Raw genomic sequence first — 17,356 nt, forward strand, 5'->3', positions numbered from 1 at the left:
GGGAGGAAGCAACGCACGATGAGAGTCTGGGCAGTAGCCAATCAAAAAGGTGGCGTCGGCAAGACCACCACCACCATCGCCCTGGCCGGCCTGCTGGCCGAGGCGGGCAAGCGCGTGGTCGTGGTCGACCTCGACCCGCACGGCTCGATGACCAGCTACTTCGGGCACAACCCCGATGCGCTCGAGCACAGCTGCTACGACCTGTTCCTGCACAAGGGCACGGTGCCCGAGGGCTTGCCGGGCCAGTTGCTGCTGCCGACCAGCGACGAGCGTATTTCGCTGCTGCCTTCGAGCACCGCGCTGGCGGTGCTGGAGCGCCAGTCGCCGGGGCAGAGTGGCCTGGGCCTGGTGATCGCCAAGAGTCTGGCGCAGCTGTGGCAGGATTTCGACTTTGCCCTGATCGACAGCCCGCCCTTGCTGGGCGTGCTGATGGTCAACGCCCTGGCCGCCAGCCAGCAGCTGGTGATCCCGGTGCAGACCGAGTTCCTTGCGGTCAAGGGCCTGGAGCGCATGGTCAGCACCCTGGGCATGATCAACCGCTCGCGCAAGCAAGCGCTGCCCTACCAGATCGTGCCAACCCTGTTCGACCGCCGGACCCAGGCGTCGCTGGGCACCTTGAAGGTGCTGCGCGACACCTATGGCGACCAGGTCTGGCAGGGCTACATTCCGGTGGACACGCGCCTGCGTGACGCCAGCCGCAACGGCGTCACGCCTTCGCAGTTCGACGGCAAGAGCCGTGGCGTGGTGGCCTACCGGGCGCTGCTCAAGCACCTGCTCACCTACCGCTCCGCATTGCAGGTGGCGTGATGAACCAGGCACGGCAGATCACCACCAAGCCACAGATGGCCTTGCAGTCCTACCTCGATGGGCTGCTCCAGGAGGCCACCGAGTCGTTCGAGCTGCCGGCGGAGCTGGAGGCACCCGTCGAGGAGCCTGTCGAGCAGGCCCCAGGCGATGACTTCGAAGCCGCGGTCCGCGAGGAACAGGCTCGTGACGCCCAGCGCCAGGTGGCCCCGGCCCTGCCTGCGGCGCGGCCCTTTGCCGAGCCGCAGGCGAAGGTCCTGCCGACCGTGCTGCCGCCTGCCACGCCGGTGGTGGAACCGGTGGTCGCCGTGGTCGAGACCGAGGTGCTGGCCGAAGCCAGCATTCCGGTCCTGAGTGAAACCCAGATCATCGAACCCGTGGCGCCGCTGGTGGAACTGCATGTGCCGGCGGCACCCGCCGCGCCAACGCCGCCGGCCAGCGTCGATGGCCGTCCGGATTGGGCCGCCGAGCCGTTCGAATGCCTGTTGTTCGATGTCGCCGGGCTGACCCTGGCAGTACCGCTGGTATGCCTGGGTTCGATCTACACCCTGGCCGGCCAGGAGCTGACACCACTGTTCGGCCAGCCGGACTGGTTCCTCGGCATCCTCACCTGCCAGGCGGGCAACCTCAAGGTGCTCGACACGGCGCGCTGGGTGATGCCGGACCGCTACCGCGACGATTTCCGCCAGGGCCTGCAATACGTGATTTCCGTGCAGGGTTATGAGTGGGGGTTGGCCGTGCACCAGGTCAGCCGCTCGCTGCGCCTTGACCCGAACGAGATCAAGTGGCGTAGCCAGCGCGGCCAACGCCCGTGGCTGGCCGGCACGGTGATCGAACACATGTGTGCGCTGCTCGATGTCGCCGCACTGGCCGAGCTGATCGCCAGTGGCGCGGTCAAGCAGCTGAACACCAAACACAACTGAATCAACGCCGCTACTGCCGCGGCAACACAGAGCACACCGCCGATGGCGGATTTTGAGGGCTAGGGGAATGAAAAAGTCGTCTGCACAAGGTTCCGAAGATCCGATCCTGCAGTGGGTAACCTTCCGTCTGGACAACGAGTCCTACGGTATCAACGTCATGCAGGTGCAGGAAGTCCTGCGCTACACCGAGATCGCCCCGGTTCCGGGCGCACCCAGCTACGTCCTGGGCATCATCAACCTGCGCGGCAACGTGGTGACGGTGATCGACACCCGCCAGCGCTTCGGCCTGATGCCGACTGAAGTCACCGACAACACCCGCATCGTCATCATCGAGGCGGACAAGCAAGTAGTCGGCATCCTCGTCGACAGCGTCGCCGAAGTGGTCTACCTGCGTCAGTCGGAGATCGAGACCGCGCCTAATGTCGGCAACGAAGAGTCGGCCAAGTTCATCCAGGGCGTCTGCAACAAGAACGGCGAGCTGCTGATCCTGGTCGAGCTGGACAAGATGATGACCGAGGAAGAGTGGTCCGAGCTGGAGAACATCTGAGTTGATCTTCGAGGTTGCTGTCATCTTCCTGGCGCTGCTCTGGGCGCTGAGCCTGTGGTTCTTCCTCAACTACAGCAAGCGCCAGCGCGAGCTGGCCGCCCAGCAGGCCCAGGGCGATGCGCTGCGTGACCAGCGCATCAAGGACCTGGCCAAGCGCCTGGACGACTATCAGAACGGCACCGTGCGCATGGGCGAGGCGATCCATGAACTGCGCGCGGTGGTTGCGCCGTTGCCCGAGAAGCTGCAGCAACTGGAGCAGCGCGACCCCAACAGCGTCACCTTCGCCCAGGCCGCCAAGCTGGTGGGGATGGGCGCGAGCGTCGAGGAGCTGACCCAGACCTGCGGGTTGACCCAGGCCGAGGCGCAGTTGATGAGCAAGCTGCACCGCGGCGAGTGATGAACCGGGCGACGCAATTCGCCCGGCTATTTTCAGGCGTTATGCCAGGAATGGAGGTCACCGATCTTCACTGCGTTACGCAGCGCCAGTTCGTGGCTCTCGATGTCTATAGTGGCAGGAAGTGAGTCCGTCAGAAGGAAATTTCCATCTTTCTGAGGGAGTGATTTCAGTTTTACGATGTGTCGCATGATACGCAGCCTGGACAGGTCCACATTGTCCGCATTGTCAATCACATCGTTGAGCAGGCGAGGTCCAGTCATCCTGCTCAATTTCTTGGTGTATGCATCGAAGCCGGACTCGCCTTTGAGTGGTCTGCTGTCATAGAACGTCGACTCATCAATGAAGCGTTCGCGCATCGCTTCAGAGATTATATCCAGGGTGTCATTGCCTGCATGGCTTCCGATGGGGGTGTTGTTGTAGTCACAATGCATTTCCAGGAGGTCATAGTTCGTTGGGGAGCTCAGCAGCAGACCATCGGGAGTCGCCTTGAGGGGAACTCTGGTGATCAACGCTCTATTGCCCGGAAATTCCTTGTCAATGATCAAGGTGTCATCAAGGTCAATGTAGTATCCGCCTTCAATTTTGAGGAGTGGGTATCGAAGTACATCGCTAGCTGAAGCGTAGTGTTTCTTGGTGAGGGCCAGATCGTATTGTTCGAAATACTCAGTGTTTTTGAAGTCCGTGTAGAAGGCTTCTTCTTCCAGCGTTACCACCTGTAGTTGATCTGGGTATCCAGAAAGTTTCGCAAGGTTGCTCTGGTATGCATCTGGATGGGCATTTGAAAGGTAAATTCGATATCTGAACCGGGTATCCCCTGCCAAACTTTCGACATTGCTTGCGAGGTTGTCCAGCATGTCTTGGGGGATAGTTTTGTCTCCAACCCAGATACTAAAAATCTTCTTGGGAAGGTCACTCCACTCGGAGGGGGCGACCTGGGGAATCTTGATGGGTAGCCTCAAGTCGACTCCCAACGCGCGCAATGTTTCCATGCGCATCTCATCTGTGGCCGGCGGCGGTGCCTCGATTGCAACCAGGCCATCATTCGGATCTATGACTCGATAATAGGTGGGCTGCCTCTTCGCTTTATCCGATTTGACAATGAAGGCATCGTGCTCACTGTCGTAGAGTACTGCGACCCGATCTTCCCCTAATACAGCCTCCATTTGATTGACGCCGTCGCCATCAAGGAATCGGGTGATCCACTCGGATAAATAACTATCTTCTGGAAGCGCTACCGGTACGCGCAGGGAGAAAAAGGGTTCCATCTCCTGCTCTGCGGGCAACCGAGGCGGATCAATCGGGCTCAGGGGATAGCCCACCTGATCATTCACTCGCTGGGGCATGACGAGCTCCACACTTCTTCCGGTGAAGAGCCTGCGCACGCGAGTCGCTGCTCGCAGGGCCAAAGGCGCGGCATTGAGCAGGCCGAACTCGATGTTGCTCACTCCGTCAGCCTTGTCCTCAAGCGTCTTGCCGTTGATTGCCTGGTCGATCCCCAGGCCAAACTGCGCGATGCCACCGACGGCCAGCAGCGGTATGAGTTCAGGAGCCACCAGCGCCAGGGGCGCCAGCAGGTTTATCGAGGTCACCAGGTAGTCACGCCAGCGGGCCTTGGTCACTTGCGTTTTACTGATGATGAGAAAGTCGGCATCGGCATAGCTGCGCTTGCGCTGGCGCAGCGTGAGGGCTTCGAACAAGTCACCTTCGATCAGCGGACTGTACTTGTGGGCCTTGTAGTTGACGTAATCCCTGGGCGGCCAAGGACCATCGACGGTAAAGCCTGGTCGGTTGGGGGAGCGAGTGTGGAAGTGCGGGTAGGTGCCAAGGCCATCAAGTGCAGTATCCAGCCCGCTGAAGTCCAGGCCGTCGGGGGTGTCGGCCAGTTTGAAATACTGACGCAGGCGCTGGCGTTTTTCGCTGTCACGGCACTGTTCCGCGAACCAATCCTTCAGGGCGTTCATGCCGTCGAACTCATGGAAGGGTGATGAATTTCCTGGCAGGTACAGCAGTACTTGCTGATGTGCTGGGTCAGCAATCTGGATGATATCGGTGGCGGTGTAGCCATAGACATTCAAAGGCCTGATTTCCAGGCCGGAAGCTCTCGGCATGAGTCCCGCCGCTTGCCAGGCCAACTGACGGCCAGCGTCACTCAAGGAGCCTTCCTGGACCTGTTTGTTGCAGGCGGCGATAAAGCTTATCTGCAGAGACTGTGGATGGGTTTTCCTGGTCTTTTGCCAATACTCGTCCAGCATCGTGACGAAGCCGGCGTGCAGGTCCAGGTTCCAGATGAACTGCTGCATGGCCTCGACATCGACCGGCAGGTGCGTGGTGCTGTCGTAGCGCGCCGGGGTGGACCTGCGGAAGATGCCGTTGAAGACAGAGAAACGCGCGCTGTTGTCGAGCGGTCCGAGCGCTGGTAGATGCTTGACCATGGTCAGCGGGCCGTCTGGCAAGGTACCTGCCCAGTTACCCGGGAACAGCTGGCCGATCAGGTCCTTGTTGTTTTCACCTTGCCAGTTCGAGAGCACCGCCTGGGTGAGCGAAAGTCGCTGGGCAACCATGGCCTGATTACCCCGGTAGTGCAGGGTGACGACGTCGGTCTGGTCGGGGTCAAGCTGATGCTGCTCCTGCTCAGCCCATTCACGGATTGCCTTGGCGGCATACAGGTTAGGACTGGGAATATTCTGCAGGTGGCGGCGGATGAACTGTTCGCCCGCGTTGTTTACAAAAGTGGAAGCCATTGGAATCGATCCGCGTGGATAAATGAGGCTCCACGGTAGCGACGGCGATTACCCAAGCTTACGTATATGTTTACCACCAGGATGATAAAGGCGGCCGTCAGGCCGCCCCGGCTGCATCAGGGCTTGGCCCAAGAGTGGTAGTTGCCGACTTCGGCTACATGGTTGAGCGGTATGTCGCCTGTCGCGGCTTCACGCAAGGGCTGCTCGACGGGGGCTACCAGGTACATCGCATTGTGCTGCGGCAAGGCGTGCAGGTTGATGATCTGTCGTAATGCCCGCAGCCGTGGCAAGCGCTGGTCGATGACATCGTTCAGCAGGCCAGGCCCGGTCATGTGGCTCAGGCGCAAGGCATAGGCATCGAATTCGGGGCCCTTCACTACTGGCCTGTTGCCGTAGAAGTCACGGTTGGCCAGGTAGCGCTCGTGCATGGTGTCCGAAATCGCCTGTAGCGTCGGGTTGCCGGCATGGCTGGCGATCATGTTGGTGTTGTACTGGCAGTACATCCCCAGGGCGTCGTTGTTCATCGGGACACCTAAAATGAGGCTGTCCGGTGTGGTGGCCAGGGTCACCGAGTCGATCGCGGCGCGGTTGGGATTGTCCGGATGAACCGGGTCGGCGAGCAAGGTATCGTCGACGTCCAGGTACAAACCGCCTTCTTCAGCGAGCAGGGGATAGCGCAGGATGTCGGATGCCGAGGAGAAATTTGCACCTGCGCCGCCAACGGCATCTTGATACTGCTCGAAGTATTTGCTGTCGCGCAACCTTGCGAAGAACGGCTGCTCCTCCAGGGTCAGCACATCGAGATGCGGTGCGTGTGCGGCCAGTAGCCTCAGGTTCTCGCTGAAGGCCTGGGCATTGGCGTTGGACAGGAACAGCCTGTAGGCATACTGGCTGTTTGTCAGGCGCTGCTGGTTGCGTGCCAGCGTGGTCAACAGTTTGGGCGCGATCACCTTGTCGCCTACCCAGATGCTCGAGATCTGGCGCGGAATCGGCTGGCGCAGCTGTGCCTCGAAGGGCGGGATTTCCAAAGGCAGCTGTACATCCACGCCCATGGCTCGCAGGCTGCTCATGCGCATCGGGTCGGTGACTGTGTGGGCGTTCGGGGTCATCTCGACAAGTCCGTGGCCTTCTGGCGACACCCGGTAGTAAGTTGGCCTTATCTCGTTCGCCTCGGACTCGAGGATGAAAGCATCATGTTCACTGTCGTAGAGGACCAGTGTGTTGTAGCCATTCAACACGGATTGAAGCTGCGCCTCCGAGTCCGCAGAGACCGGCACGCGCGCCAGCCATTGGGTGATGGCGGTGTCGCCGCCGGGCAAGGGGGGGACTGTCGAGCCGAACAGACCGACCAGCTGGCGTTCGGGCAGCGCCGGGGGCGTGATCGGGCTCAATGGGTAGCCCAGTTGTTCATTCACCCGACTGGGGAGGATAAAACGCCTGCCTTTGGCGGGGTACAGCACTCGCGCTCGCGCCAATGGCCGCAAGGCAAGTGGTGCTGCGTTCATCAGCCCGAACTCGATGTTCGTCACGCCCTCGGCCTTGTCGTTGAGTGACTTGCCGTTGACTGCCTGATCGATTCCCGCCGCGAACTGGGCAATGCCGCCGAGGGCTAGCAGCGGTGCCAGTTCCGGCAGCACCACGGCCAAGGGGGCCAGCAGATTGATTGTGCTGACCACATAGCCGCGCCAGCGCGCCTTGGTGACTTCCTGGTTGCTGGTAATGGTGAAGTCGGCGTCGGCAAAGCTGCGCTTGCGCTGGCGCAGACTCAAGGCTTCGAACAGGTCGCCGTCAAGCTTCGGGCTGTATTTGTCCGGACGGTAGTTGACGTAGTCCCTGGGGGGCCAACGGCCGTCGGTGGTAAATCCCGGTCGGTTTGCCGAACGATAGTGAATGCCTGGGTAAGCGCCCAGGCCTTCGAGGGCAGTGTCCAGGCCACTGAAGTCCAACCCATCGGGTGTGTCGTCCAAGCTGAAGTGCTGGCGCAGGCGCTGGCGTTTATCGCTGTCTTGGCACTGCTTGGCGAACCAGTCCTGAAGCGCTGCCATGTTGGCGAACTCGTGGATGGGTGAGGCGTTGCCAGGCAGGTAGAGCAGGACAGAAGGCCGAGCCTTGTCAGTGATGTATAGAAGATCGGTGGCGCTGTAGCCGTAGACGTTCAGTGGCCTGATTCGCAGGCCGACCGTCCGGGGGGCCAGGCCTGCAGCCTGCCAGGCCAGCTGGCGTGCCCCATCGCTCAAGGAGCCTTCGCTCACCTGCTTGTTGCAGGCGGTGATGAAGCTGATCCGCATGGACAGCTGGTGGCCATGCAGGGCGCGCTGCCAGTAGTCGTCCAGCATGGCGGTGAAGCGGGTGTGGAAATCCAGGTTCCAGATGAAGCGCTGCAGGGCTTCGACATCCACGGCAAGATGCGTCGTGCTGTCGTATTGGCCGCTGCCGGTCCGGCGAAACAGGCCATTGAACACCGAGTGATCGGCACCGTTCACCCACGGTCCGCGAGCTGGCAGTCGATCGACGATCTGCAGCGGACCGGATGGCAGTGTACCGGACCAGTGGCCCGGGAGCAGTTGGCCGAGCAGGTTCTTGTCGGTCTCGCCTTGCCAGTTCGAGAGCACCGCCTCGGTCAGTGACAGGCGTTGGGCGACGACGGCCTGGTGGCCTCGGTAGTGCAGGGTGACGACGTCGGTCTGATCCGGATCCAGGTCCGATCCCTGGCGTTTGGCCCAGTCACGGATGGCTTGGGCCGCGTGTTTGTCGGGGCGGGGAATGGCCTGCAGGTGATCGCGGACGAGCTGTACACCCAGGTTGTTGACGAAAGGTTGAGGCATGGTTGAGTCGACCTGTGTGGGAAACCAGGTGCAACGGTGACTCAACCCTTATCTCGGGGAGCGGTAATGAATTATCGCGCAAGCATGGCATGGCCCCTCAAGGAGGGTAGCCACGCAGGTTCAGTGGGTATCCACGCCTGCCGGCAGGAACAGCTGCTCGGGCGTGATATCCCGTGGCGGCGCAGGCTGGTCGTCGAAGCCCACCGGTACTTTGCCGCGCAATTGCCAGGCGAAGGCGATGATCTCGGCGATGGTCAGGTACAGCGCCTCGGGAATTTGCTCGCCTAGCTCCAGCCTGGCCAGCAGGCGTACCAGTTCGGCGTTCTCGTAGATCGGCACTTCATGTTCGCGGGCCAGGGCGAGGATGGCCTCGGCCAGTTCGTCGTCGCCCTTGGCGCTCAGGGTCGGGGCCTGCTGGCCGTCGTAGCTCAGGGCAATGGCCTGGCGTGGCTGCTTGTGCGTCATGCGGTCTCATCCACCCAGCGTTGTTCGAGGCGTGTGCGTGGGCCTTGCGGTGGCGTGCCGGGGTGGCACTCCAGGTCACCGACATCCAGGCCGCGGGCCAGCAGGCGCTCGCGCAGCGTGCCGAGCTGACTGTCGATCAGGCGGGCGGTCTGTTCCTGCTCTGCCCACAGCTGTCCCGACAGACGTCCTTGCAGCAGTTGCGCCTGGACCTGCAGCGGGCCGAGCGGTGACAGGTCGAAGGCCAGTTCGATCCGCCATATGGCCTCCAGCGGATCACGCCCTTCACGTTCGCGATCCGCTTGCTGCTCCGGCGTTTCCTCGCGCTGCAGCTTGACCTGCAGGGGAATGAACTCCTGGCCGTGGCGGATGGGGATCTCGGTCTGCCAGGTGGTCTGCTGGTTGCCGTTCTCCAGTGGTCCGGATTGCTGCAGGCTGGACAGTGCGTGGCTCTGCAGGCGCGAGATGGCGGCGGCGGCCAGGCGCAGCAATTGCTGCAGGTCGCCTTCGTTTTCCAGGTTTTGCAACAGCCGCGAGGGCAGGGGGAAGGCTCCAGGTTGCGGGCGCGGGCTGACCTGGCCAAGCATGCCCAGCGCGCTGCGGGCGAAACCAGGCAGGGCATGGGCCAACGTACTGGTCTGTGCGGGCGTGAGCGCCTGTCCCGTGGGGGGATTGGGCAACTGTGCGATCAGCCTGACCAGTTGTGTCTTCAGGTCGGGCGCCACGCCGCTTGCCAGGCCGCCCAGCAGCTTGGCTTCAAGGAAGGCGCCACTGTTGTTCAGGGCCTGGGCCAGGTTTTTCGCATCACCCAGTTGGCGGGCATCGGGCAGGCTGGCCAGCAGGCGTTCGGCGCTGGCGCGCAGTTGCGTGCCAGCGTCGCCGGAGGTGGCGATCTGCTGCAGGGCATTGAGCAAGCCAGGCAGCGAGGCCTGTCGGCCTTGCTGGGTCACCAGCTGCTGGGCAATGGCGAGTTGATCCTGGCGGCCGCTCAAGGGAACGAAGCGCAGCGACTGGTCACCTTGTACCAGCGCGCTGAGCAGGCTGCCGACGGGCAGTGGCCTCGGGCTGTCGATGGCCAGGGTGGCGCCGGCCTGGCTGCTGTTGAGCAGGCTTACCAGCGAGCGGAAACTGGCGATCTCGCCTGCGTTCTGCGGCAGGGGCTGGCTGGTCAGGACCTTGCCTTGCAGCAGTGTGCCGACTGGAACCTGGCTGGTGTCCAGGCGGGTGAGGGTAGTGATGTTGTTGGCGTGGACCTGCTGCACCATGACCGCCAGGCGGTTGCTTTCAGTCTGCGTGACCGTGACCTGGCTGCCCTGGGGCAGGGGTTGGCTGGTATTGGCCTGCAACTGGGTCTGGTTGCCGTTGCCCTGGGTCAGACGCAGCAACAGCTGGAAATCCACGCCGACCTGGCGCATCGACATGACCTCGGCACGTGCCGTCTCACCCGGGGCCAGCAGGCCGGGTTGCGGTTGCAGCAGGCGCAGCAGCTCGCCGGTCATGGCCGCCTTGGCCGCCTGGGGGCCTGGCACGGTTTGTGCGCCGAGACTATTGATTTCAGTCATGATTGTATACAACCTGTCGAACTCGGCCTCTTGGCAGCGCGGTGACGCGTGTAATAATGCCGACCGCCCATTGTTGCCAGTATAACGGCAGCGCGGCGGGCGACTTGAGACATAGGGGCTTTGGAGCGGCGTTACCCGCGAAGCAGGCGACACCGCCCCGAAGCCCTACAAAGATAAGGCGAAACCGTGACCCTTCACCTCCAAGCCGCAGGCCTGGCCTGCGAGCGCGACTGGCGACTGCTGTTCGAGCACCTGCACTTCGAACTGCACCCTGGCGACATGCTGCAGATCGCCGGCCCCAACGGCAGCGGCAAGACCAGCCTGCTGCGCCTGCTGGCCGGGCTCATGCAACCCACCGCCGGGCAGATCCTGCTCGGCGGCCAGCCATTGGCCGAACAACGCCATGCCCTGGCCAGCATCCTGCTGTGGATCGGCCATGCCGCCGGGATCAAGGACCTGCTTACCGCCGAAGAGAACCTTGCCTGGCTCTGCGCCCTGCACCGGCCGGCCGGCCGCGAGGCAATCTGGCGGGCGCTGGAGGCCGTCGGCCTGCGCGGTTTCGAGGATGTGCCCTGTCACACCCTGTCCGCCGGCCAGCAGCGCCGGGTCGCCCTGGCCCGGCTGTACCTGGACAGCCCGCCGCTGTGGATCCTCGACGAACCGTTCACTGCCCTCGACAAGCAGGGCGTGGCCCAACTGGAGGCCCACCTCGCGGCCCACTGCGAGCAGGGCGGCACCGTGGTGCTGACCACCCACCATACGCTCGAGCGCAAGCCCTCCGGCTACCGTGAGCTGAACCTGGGGCAGTGGGCGGCATGAGCGTATTCCTTCTGCTGTTGCGCCGCGAGGCGCGCCTGTTGTTCCGCCGTCCGGCGGAGCTGGCCAATCCGCTGGTGTTCTTCGCCATCGTCGTCGCCCTGTTCCCGCTGGCGGTCGGTCCTGAGACACAATTGTTGCAAACCTTGTCGCCGGGACTGGTCTGGGTTGCGGCCCTGCTGGCGGTGCTGCTGTCGCTGGACGGGTTGTTCCGCAGCGATTTCGAGGACGGTTCGCTTGAACAATGGGTGCTTTCACCGCACCCGCTGGCCTTGCTGGTACTGGCCAAGGTGCTGGCGCACTGGATCTTTTCCGGGCTGGCGCTGGTATTGTTGGCGCCACTTCTGGCATTGATGCTGGGCCTGCCGAGCGCCTGCCTGCCGGTGCTGCTCGCCTCCCTGCTGCTGGGCACGCCGGTGCTGAGCCTGCTGGGCGCGGTGGGCGCGGCGCTGACGGTTGGTCTCAAGCGCGGTGGCCTGCTGCTGGCGTTGCTGATTCTGCCGTTGTATATCCCTGTATTGATCCTGGGCAGTGGTGCGTTGCAGGCGGCGTTGCAGAATATGCCAGCCACCGGCCATCTGCTCTGGCTCGCCAGCCTGACGGCGCTGGCGGTGACACTGGCACCCTTTGCGATCGCGGCCGGCCTGAAGATCAGCGTCGGCGAATAACGAGTCCCGGGCACCGCAGCCCGGCCAATACCCTGGATGTACCCTGATGAAAATGAGTTGGACGTGGTTCCACAAGCTGGGTTCCCCCAAATGGTTCTATGCCATCAGCGGCCGCATGCTGCCGTGGCTGACCGTTTCCTCAATCGTGCTGCTGCTGGTCGGCATCACCTGGGGCCTGGCCTTCGCCCCCCAGGACTACCAGCAGGGCAACAGTTTCCGCATCATCTATATCCACGTGCCGACGGCCATGCTCGCCCAGTCGTGCTACGTGATGCTCGCGGTGGCGGGTGTGGTGGGGCTGGTGTGGAAGATGAAACTGGCCGACGTCGCGCTGCAGTGCGCGGCGCCCATCGGCGCCTGGATGACCGCGGTAGCCTTGGTTACCGGGGCGATCTGGGGCAAGCCCACCTGGGGTAGCTGGTGGGTCTGGGACGCGCGCCTGACATCCATGCTGATCCTGCTGTTCCTGTACTTCGGCATCATCGCCCTGGGCCAGGCCATCAGCAATCGCGACAGCGCGGCCAAGGCCTGCGCGGTGCTGGCGATCGTCGGCGTGGTCAACATCCCGATCATCAAGTACTCGGTGGAGTGGTGGAACACCCTGCACCAGGGCGCCACCTTCACCCTCACCGAAAAACCGGCAATGCCCGTTGAGATGTGGCTACCGCTGCTGCTCACCGCGCTGGGCTTCTATTGTTTCTTCGGCGCCGTGCTGCTGCTGCGCATGCGCCTCGAAGTGCTCAAGCGCGAGGCCCGCGCCAGTTGGGTCAAGGATGAGGTGCTGGGCCAGCTCGGACGGGAGGTGGCACGATGAGCTTTGCGTCCTTCAGTGATTTTCTCGCCATGGGCCACCATGGCCTGTACGTCTGGTCGGCCTACGGCATCTGCCTGGCGGTGCTGGCGCTGAATGTCGCCGCGCCCCTGCTGGCCCGCCGTCGCTACCTGCAAGAAGAGGCGCGTCGTCTGCGCCGGGAGAGCAAACCGTGAATCCGCAGCGCAAGAAACGCCTGTTCATCATCCTCGGCCTGCTGGCCGGTGTCGGCGTCGCCGTGGGCTTCGCCCTGAGCGCGCTGCAGCAGAACATCAACCTGTTCTACACCCCGACGCAGATCGCCAATGGCGAAGCGCCGCTGGACACCCGCATCCGCGCTGGCGGCATGGTCGAGAAAGGCTCGGTGCAGCGCTCGGCCGATTCGCTCGACGTGCGCTTCGTGGTCACCGACTACACCAAGTCGGTGACGATCACCTACCGCGGCATCCTCCCCGACCTGTTCCGCGAAGGGCAGGGCATCGTCGCCCTCGGCAAGCTCAACGCCGATGGCGTGGTGGTGGCCGACGAGGTGCTGGCCAAGCACGACGAGAAGTACATGCCGCCGGAAGTCACCAAGGCCCTGAAGGAAAGCGGCCAGGCCGCCAGCGACGCGGGAGCCAAGCCATGAATGCGGCCCTGGTGATCCCCGAACTCGGCCAGCTGGCGATGATCCTGGCGATCTGCTTCGCCGCCGTGCAGGCCAGTGTGCCGCTGCTCGGCGCCTGGCGCGGTGACAGCCTGTGGATGGGCCTGGCGCGGCCGGCGGCCTGGGGGCAGTTCGCCTTCCTGGCGTTTGCCTTCGCCTGCCTCACTCATGCCTTCATGACCGACAACTTCTCGGTCGCCTATGTCGCCAGCAACTCCAACAGCGCCTTGCCCTGGTACTACAAGTTCAGCGCCGTATGGGGCGCCCACGAGGGCTCGCTGCTGCTGTGGGCACTGATCCTCGGCGGCTGGACCTTCGCCGTGTCGATCTTCTCGCGGCAGTTGCCGCAGGTGATGCTGGCGCGGGTGCTGGCGGTGATGGGCATGATCAGCGTGGGCTTCCTGAGCTTCCTGATCATCACCTCCAACCCGTTCTCGCGCCTGCTGCCGCAGGTGCCGGGCGATGGTCGCGACCTCAACCCGCTGCTGCAGGACTTCGGCCTGATCGTCCACCCGCCGATGCTGTACATGGGCTACGTGGGTTTCTCGGTAGCCTTCGCCTTCGCCATCGCCGCCTTGCTCGGCGGGCGCCTCGATGCCGCCTGGGCCCGTTGGTCGCGGCCCTGGACCATTGTCGCCTGGGCCTTCCTCGGCGTGGGCATCACCCTCGGCTCATGGTGGGCCTATTACGAGCTGGGTTGGGGTGGCTGGTGGTTCTGGGATCCGGTCGAGAACGCCTCGTTCATGCCCTGGCTGGTGGGTACGGCGCTGATCCACTCGTTGGCGGTCACCGAAAAACGCGGGGTGTTCAAGAGCTGGACCGTGCTGCTGGCCATTGCCGCATTCTCCCTGAGCCTGCTGGGGACCTTCCTGGTGCGTTCCGGCGTGCTGACCTCGGTACATGCGTTCGCCGCCGACCCGTCCCGTGGCGTGTTCATCCTGATCTTCCTGCTGTTCGTGGTCGGCGGCTCGCTGACCCTGTTCGCTCTGCGTGCGCCGGTGGTCAAGAGTCAGGTGGGCTTTGCCCTGTGGTCCCGTGAAACCCTGCTGTTGGCCAATAACCTGGTGCTGGTGGTGGCCGCGTCGATGATCTTGCTGGGCACCCTGTACCCGCTGGTGCTCGACGCCCTGACCGGGGCCAAGCTGTCGGTCGGCCCGCCTTACTTCGACGCCCTGTTCCTGCCGCTGATGGCGCTGCTGATGGTGGTGCTCGGCGTGGGCGTGGTGGTGCGCTGGAAGGACACCCCGGGCAAGTGGCTGGCGGGCATGCTGACCCCGGTGCTGGTCGGCAGCGCGGTGTTGGCGCCGGTCGCCGGGCTGATCGTCGATGACTTCGACTGGCCGGCCCTGAGCGTGTTCGCCCTGGCCGCCTGGGTGGTCCTGAGCGGCGTACGCGACATCCTCGACAAGACCCGTCACAAAGGCCTGGCCAAGGGGTTGGCGGGCCTGAGTCGCAGCTATTGGGGCATGCACCTGGCGCACCTGGGCCTGGTGGTGTGCGCCCTGGGCGTGGTGCTGTCGAGCAACAACAGCGCCGAGCGCGACCTGCGCATGGCGCCGGGCGAAACCGTCGAGCTGGGTGGCTATCACTTCCTGTTCGAGGGCGCCAAGCACTTCGAAGGCCCGAACTTCATTTCCGACAAGGGCACCGTGCGCGTTTCGCGCGATGGCCGCGAAGTGTCCGTGCTGCACCCGGAAAAGCGCCTGTACACCGTGCAGCAGTCGATGATGACCGAGGCCGGCATCGACGCCGGCTTCACCCGCGACCTGTATGTCGCCCTGGGCGAGCCGTTGGAAAACGGCGCCTGGGCGGTACGGGTGCATATCAAACCCTATGTCCGCTGGATCTGGCTGGGCGGTCTGCTGACCGGCCTGGGCGGCTTGCTGGCGGCCCTCGACCGACGCTACCGCGTCAAGGTCAAGACCCGGGTGCGTGAGGCCCTGGGCGTGTCTGGAGCGACTGCATGAAGCGTTGGATCATGGTGGTGCCCCTGGCGGTGTTCCTGCTGGTGGCGGTCTTTCTCTACAAGGGGTTGTTCTTGAAACCCGACGAACTGCCTTCGGCGATGATCGGCAAGCCGTTCCCGGCGTTCGCGCTGGCGAGCGTGCAGGGCGATCGCAGCCTCACCCAGGCCGACCTGATTGGCCGCCCGGCATTGGTCAACGTGTGGGGCACCTGGTGCCCGTCGTGCAAGGTCGAGCACCCGTACCTGAACCAGCTGGCCGAGCAGGGCGTGGTGATCCACGGGGTCAACTACAAGGACGACAACGCCGCCGCGCTGAAGTGGCTGGCCGATTTCCACAACCCGTACCAGCTGAACATCGCCGACCAGCAAGGCTCGCTGGGCCTGGACCTGGGCGTGTACGGCGCGCCGGAAACCTTCCTGATCGACGCCAACGGCATCATCCGTTACAAGCACGTGGGCGTGGTCGATGCCACGGTGTGGCGCGAACAGCTGGCGCCGCTGTACCAGGGCCTGGTCGACGAGGCCCGGCCATGAGGCGCTGGCTGGCGGCCGCCGTGCTCGGCCTGAGCCTGGCCGGCGTGGCCAAGGCGGCCATCGACACCTACCAGTTCCGTGACGACGCCGAGCGCGAGCGCTATCAGCAACTGACCAAGGAGCTGCGCTGCCCCAAGTGCCAGAACCAGGATATCGCCGACTCCAACGCGCCCATCGCCGCCGACCTGCGCCGCGAGATCTTCCGCATGCTGGGCGAGGGCAAGAACAACCAGCAGATCGTCGATTTCATGGTCGATCGCTATGGCGACTTCGTGCGCTACAAGCCGGCGCTCAGCGGGCGCACCTGGCTGCTCTGGTTCGGCCCGGGGATTCTCCTGGCCGGAGGTTTCGTGGTGCTGGCGCTGATCGTGCGCCGTCGCCGTGGCCAGGCCGTGGCCGGCAACACCGAACTGTCCGCCGACGAACGCGAGCGTCTGGCCAAACTGCTGGATAAAGAACGTACCCATGACTGAATTCTGGCTTAGCGCGGGCCTGCTGTTGCTCGCCGCCCTGGCTTTCCTGCTGCTGCCGATCCTGCGCGGTCGTCGCCGTCAGCAGGCCGAGCAGGATCGTACCGCCCTCAATGTCGCGCTCTATGAAGAGCGCGTTGCCGAACTGGCCGCCCAGCAGGCGGCAGGCGTTCTCGACGAACAGCAACTGGCCAATGGCCGCGACGAGGCCGCCCGTGAGCTGCTGGCCGACACCGAGCGCGGCGAGGTGACGCGTCAGGGCCACCTGGGCAAGGCCGTGCCGCTGCTGGCGGCGGTGCTGGTGCCGGCCATGGCTCTTGGGCTGTACCTGCACTTCGGCGCCGCGGACAAGGTCGAACTGACCCAGGAGTTCGCCCGCGCGCCACAGTCGATGACGGAAATGACCACGCGCCTGGAGCGTGCGGTGCAGGCCCAGCCCGACTCTGCAGAAGGCCTGTACTTCCTCGGTCGTGCCTATATGGCCGAGCAGCGCCCAGCCGACGCGGCCAAGGCCTTCGAGCGTGCCGTGGCCCTGGCCGGGCGTCAGCCCGAGCTGCTCGGCCAGTGGGCGCAGTCGCTGTACTTCGCCGCCGACAAGCAGTGGTCGGCGCAATTGCAGGCACTCACCGATGAGGCGCTCAAGGCCGACCCGCAAGAGGTCACCAGCCTTGGCCTGCGCGGCATCGCCGCCTTCGAGGGCGAGCGCTACCAGGAGGCCATCGACTACTGGCAGCGTCTGCTGGCGCAGTTGCCGCAGGGTGACGCGTCCCGCGACGCGCTGCAGGGCGGCATCGACCGCGCCGCCGACAAGCTCAAGGCCGGTGGCGGCAAGGTGGCCGAAACAGCGCGCCTGAAGGTGCGGGTGGAACTGGCCGCGGGGCTCAAGGACAAAGTGCGCCCGGACGACACAGTGTTCATCTTCGCCCGCGCCAGCAATGGCCCGCCCATGCCGCTGGCGGCCAAGCGGGTGACGGTGGCGCAGCTGCCGATCGAGGTGGAGCTGTCCGATGCCGATGCGATGATGCCGCAGATGAAACTGTCGGACTTCGCCGAAGTCCAACTGGTTGCCCGGGTCTCGCGCGCCGGGCAGCCCACCCAAGGTGAATGGAAGGGCCAGAGCGCCCCGCTGGCTACCGGCACCCGGGGCACCCAGCATGTGACCATCGACAGCCCCGACTCATAAG

At 64.0% G+C, this 17,356-nt stretch carries 17 protein-coding genes; 13 read left to right on the forward strand and 4 right to left on the reverse strand.

All coding sequences use genetic code 11. The annotated features are described in order from the left end of the window. Nucleotides 1-18 precede the first annotated feature (18 nt). From HU751_RS25380 to HU751_RS25395, 4 genes are all read left to right on the forward strand, one after another. Nucleotides 19-807 (forward strand): ParA family protein, encoded by a 789-nt coding sequence (locus HU751_RS25380; protein ID WP_028691011.1) that lies wholly within the window; start codon nucleotides 19-21, stop codon nucleotides 805-807. Beyond that, nucleotides 807-1,727, forward strand: a complete 921-nt coding sequence (locus HU751_RS25385; RefSeq protein ID WP_186735481.1) for a CheW domain-containing protein — start codon at nucleotides 807-809, stop codon at nucleotides 1,725-1,727. The genes HU751_RS25380 and HU751_RS25385 overlap by 1 nt, the downstream gene beginning before the upstream one ends. 67 nt (nucleotides 1,728-1,794) lie before the next feature. Next, nucleotides 1,795-2,274 (forward strand): chemotaxis protein CheW, encoded by a 480-nt coding sequence (locus HU751_RS25390; RefSeq protein ID WP_003254393.1) that lies wholly within the window; start codon nucleotides 1,795-1,797, stop codon nucleotides 2,272-2,274. Between the two features lies 1 nt (nucleotide 2,275). Then, nucleotides 2,276-2,671 carry a DUF2802 domain-containing protein gene (locus tag HU751_RS25395; protein ID WP_023630608.1) on the forward strand — a complete coding sequence of 132 codons (396 nt, stop codon included), beginning with the start codon at nucleotides 2,276-2,278 and terminating at the stop codon, nucleotides 2,669-2,671. A 32-nt stretch (nucleotides 2,672-2,703) separates the two neighbouring features. Here the strand turns inward: HU751_RS25395 and HU751_RS25400 are convergent, their stop codons facing one another. The 4 genes from HU751_RS25400 to fliK form a co-directional block, all read right to left on the reverse strand. After that, nucleotides 2,704-5,412 (reverse strand): dermonecrotic toxin domain-containing protein, encoded by a 2,709-nt coding sequence (locus HU751_RS25400; RefSeq protein ID WP_186735483.1) that lies wholly within the window; start codon nucleotides 5,410-5,412, stop codon nucleotides 2,704-2,706. Nucleotides 5,413-5,528: 116 nt separating this feature from the next. After that, nucleotides 5,529-8,237: a dermonecrotic toxin domain-containing protein gene (locus HU751_RS25405; protein ID WP_186735485.1), complete on the reverse strand. Its 2,709-nt coding sequence runs from the start codon at nucleotides 8,235-8,237 to the stop codon at nucleotides 5,529-5,531. 120 nt (nucleotides 8,238-8,357) lie between these two features. Further along, the gene (locus tag HU751_RS25410) at nucleotides 8,358-8,702 is read right to left on the reverse strand and encodes an EscU/YscU/HrcU family type III secretion system export apparatus switch protein (protein ID WP_186735487.1); all 345 of its coding nucleotides are present in this window, start codon (nucleotides 8,700-8,702) and stop codon (nucleotides 8,358-8,360) included. After that, a complete protein-coding gene (gene fliK, locus HU751_RS25415; RefSeq protein WP_186735489.1) occupies nucleotides 8,699-10,261 on the reverse strand; it encodes a flagellar hook-length control protein FliK in 1,563 nt (520 codons plus the stop codon). Before fliK ends, HU751_RS25410 begins: the two co-directional genes overlap by 4 nt. A 186-nt stretch (nucleotides 10,262-10,447) precedes the next feature. On the opposite strand from fliK, the gene ccmA reads away from it, so the two are divergent. The 9 genes from ccmA to ccmI are packed head-to-tail and all read left to right on the forward strand — an operon-like array spanning nucleotide 10,448 to nucleotide 17,355. After that, nucleotides 10,448-11,080 (forward strand): cytochrome c biogenesis heme-transporting ATPase CcmA, encoded by a 633-nt coding sequence (gene ccmA, locus HU751_RS25420; protein WP_186715329.1) that lies wholly within the window; start codon nucleotides 10,448-10,450, stop codon nucleotides 11,078-11,080. After that, the gene (gene ccmB, locus HU751_RS25425; protein ID WP_028691018.1) at nucleotides 11,077-11,745 is read left to right on the forward strand and encodes a heme exporter protein CcmB; all 669 of its coding nucleotides are present in this window, start codon (nucleotides 11,077-11,079) and stop codon (nucleotides 11,743-11,745) included. Before ccmA ends, ccmB begins: the two co-directional genes overlap by 4 nt. A 46-nt stretch (nucleotides 11,746-11,791) precedes the next feature. Continuing rightward, complete coding sequence (locus HU751_RS25430) at nucleotides 11,792-12,559, forward strand: heme ABC transporter permease (RefSeq protein WP_186735491.1); 768 nt, start codon at nucleotides 11,792-11,794, stop codon at nucleotides 12,557-12,559. Further along, nucleotides 12,556-12,732 (forward strand): heme exporter protein CcmD, encoded by a 177-nt coding sequence (gene ccmD, locus HU751_RS25435; RefSeq protein WP_011534872.1) that lies wholly within the window; start codon nucleotides 12,556-12,558, stop codon nucleotides 12,730-12,732. The genes HU751_RS25430 and ccmD overlap by 4 nt, the downstream gene beginning before the upstream one ends. Beyond that, nucleotides 12,729-13,184, forward strand: a complete 456-nt coding sequence (gene ccmE / locus HU751_RS25440; protein WP_186735493.1) for a cytochrome c maturation protein CcmE — start codon at nucleotides 12,729-12,731, stop codon at nucleotides 13,182-13,184. The genes ccmD and ccmE overlap by 4 nt, the downstream gene beginning before the upstream one ends. Before the next feature lie 11 nt (nucleotides 13,185-13,195). Continuing rightward, nucleotides 13,196-15,169 (forward strand): heme lyase CcmF/NrfE family subunit, encoded by a 1,974-nt coding sequence (locus tag HU751_RS25445; protein ID WP_186735507.1) that lies wholly within the window; start codon nucleotides 13,196-13,198, stop codon nucleotides 15,167-15,169. Beyond that, nucleotides 15,166-15,702, forward strand: a complete 537-nt coding sequence (locus tag HU751_RS25450; RefSeq protein ID WP_186735495.1) for a DsbE family thiol:disulfide interchange protein — start codon at nucleotides 15,166-15,168, stop codon at nucleotides 15,700-15,702. The genes HU751_RS25445 and HU751_RS25450 overlap by 4 nt, the downstream gene beginning before the upstream one ends. Then, nucleotides 15,699-16,175 carry a cytochrome c-type biogenesis protein gene (locus HU751_RS25455; RefSeq protein WP_186735497.1) on the forward strand — a complete coding sequence of 159 codons (477 nt, stop codon included), beginning with the start codon at nucleotides 15,699-15,701 and terminating at the stop codon, nucleotides 16,173-16,175. Before HU751_RS25450 ends, HU751_RS25455 begins: the two co-directional genes overlap by 4 nt. Further along, on the forward strand, nucleotides 16,168-17,355 hold the full coding sequence (gene ccmI / locus HU751_RS25460; RefSeq protein ID WP_186735499.1) for a c-type cytochrome biogenesis protein CcmI: 1,188 nt from the start codon (nucleotides 16,168-16,170) through the stop codon (nucleotides 17,353-17,355). Before HU751_RS25455 ends, ccmI begins: the two co-directional genes overlap by 8 nt. The last annotated feature ends 1 nt before the right edge of the window (nucleotide 17,356 follow it).

Source organism: Pseudomonas peradeniyensis (assembly GCF_014268935.2).
Lineage (GTDB): Bacteria > Pseudomonadota > Gammaproteobacteria > Pseudomonadales > Pseudomonadaceae > Aquipseudomonas > Aquipseudomonas peradeniyensis.

Excerpts from the sequence above, each read along its gene's own strand:
- HU751_RS25430 (WP_186735491.1), top strand. The coding sequence starts at position 11,792 with ATGAAAATGAGTTGGACGTGGTTCCACAAGCTGGGTTCCCCCAAATGG.
- fliK (WP_186735489.1), bottom strand. The coding sequence starts at position 10,261 with ATGACTGAAATCAATAGTCTCGGCGCACAAACCGTGCCAGGCCCCCAG.
- HU751_RS25405 (WP_186735485.1), bottom strand. The coding sequence starts at position 8,237 with ATGCCTCAACCTTTCGTCAACAACCTGGGTGTACAGCTCGTCCGCGAT.
- ccmB (WP_028691018.1), top strand. The coding sequence starts at position 11,077 with ATGAGCGTATTCCTTCTGCTGTTGCGCCGCGAGGCGCGCCTGTTGTTC.
- HU751_RS25410 (WP_186735487.1), bottom strand. The coding sequence starts at position 8,702 with ATGACGCACAAGCAGCCACGCCAGGCCATTGCCCTGAGCTACGACGGC.
- HU751_RS25380 (WP_028691011.1), top strand. The coding sequence starts at position 19 with ATGAGAGTCTGGGCAGTAGCCAATCAAAAAGGTGGCGTCGGCAAGACC.
- HU751_RS25455 (WP_186735497.1), top strand. The coding sequence starts at position 15,699 with ATGAGGCGCTGGCTGGCGGCCGCCGTGCTCGGCCTGAGCCTGGCCGGC.
- HU751_RS25385 (WP_186735481.1), top strand. The coding sequence starts at position 807 with ATGAACCAGGCACGGCAGATCACCACCAAGCCACAGATGGCCTTGCAG.
- ccmI (WP_186735499.1), top strand. The coding sequence starts at position 16,168 with ATGACTGAATTCTGGCTTAGCGCGGGCCTGCTGTTGCTCGCCGCCCTG.
- HU751_RS25450 (WP_186735495.1), top strand. The coding sequence starts at position 15,166 with ATGAAGCGTTGGATCATGGTGGTGCCCCTGGCGGTGTTCCTGCTGGTG.
- HU751_RS25390 (WP_003254393.1), top strand. The coding sequence starts at position 1,795 with ATGAAAAAGTCGTCTGCACAAGGTTCCGAAGATCCGATCCTGCAGTGG.
- ccmD (WP_011534872.1), top strand. The coding sequence starts at position 12,556 with ATGAGCTTTGCGTCCTTCAGTGATTTTCTCGCCATGGGCCACCATGGC.
- HU751_RS25400 (WP_186735483.1), bottom strand. The coding sequence starts at position 5,412 with ATGGCTTCCACTTTTGTAAACAACGCGGGCGAACAGTTCATCCGCCGC.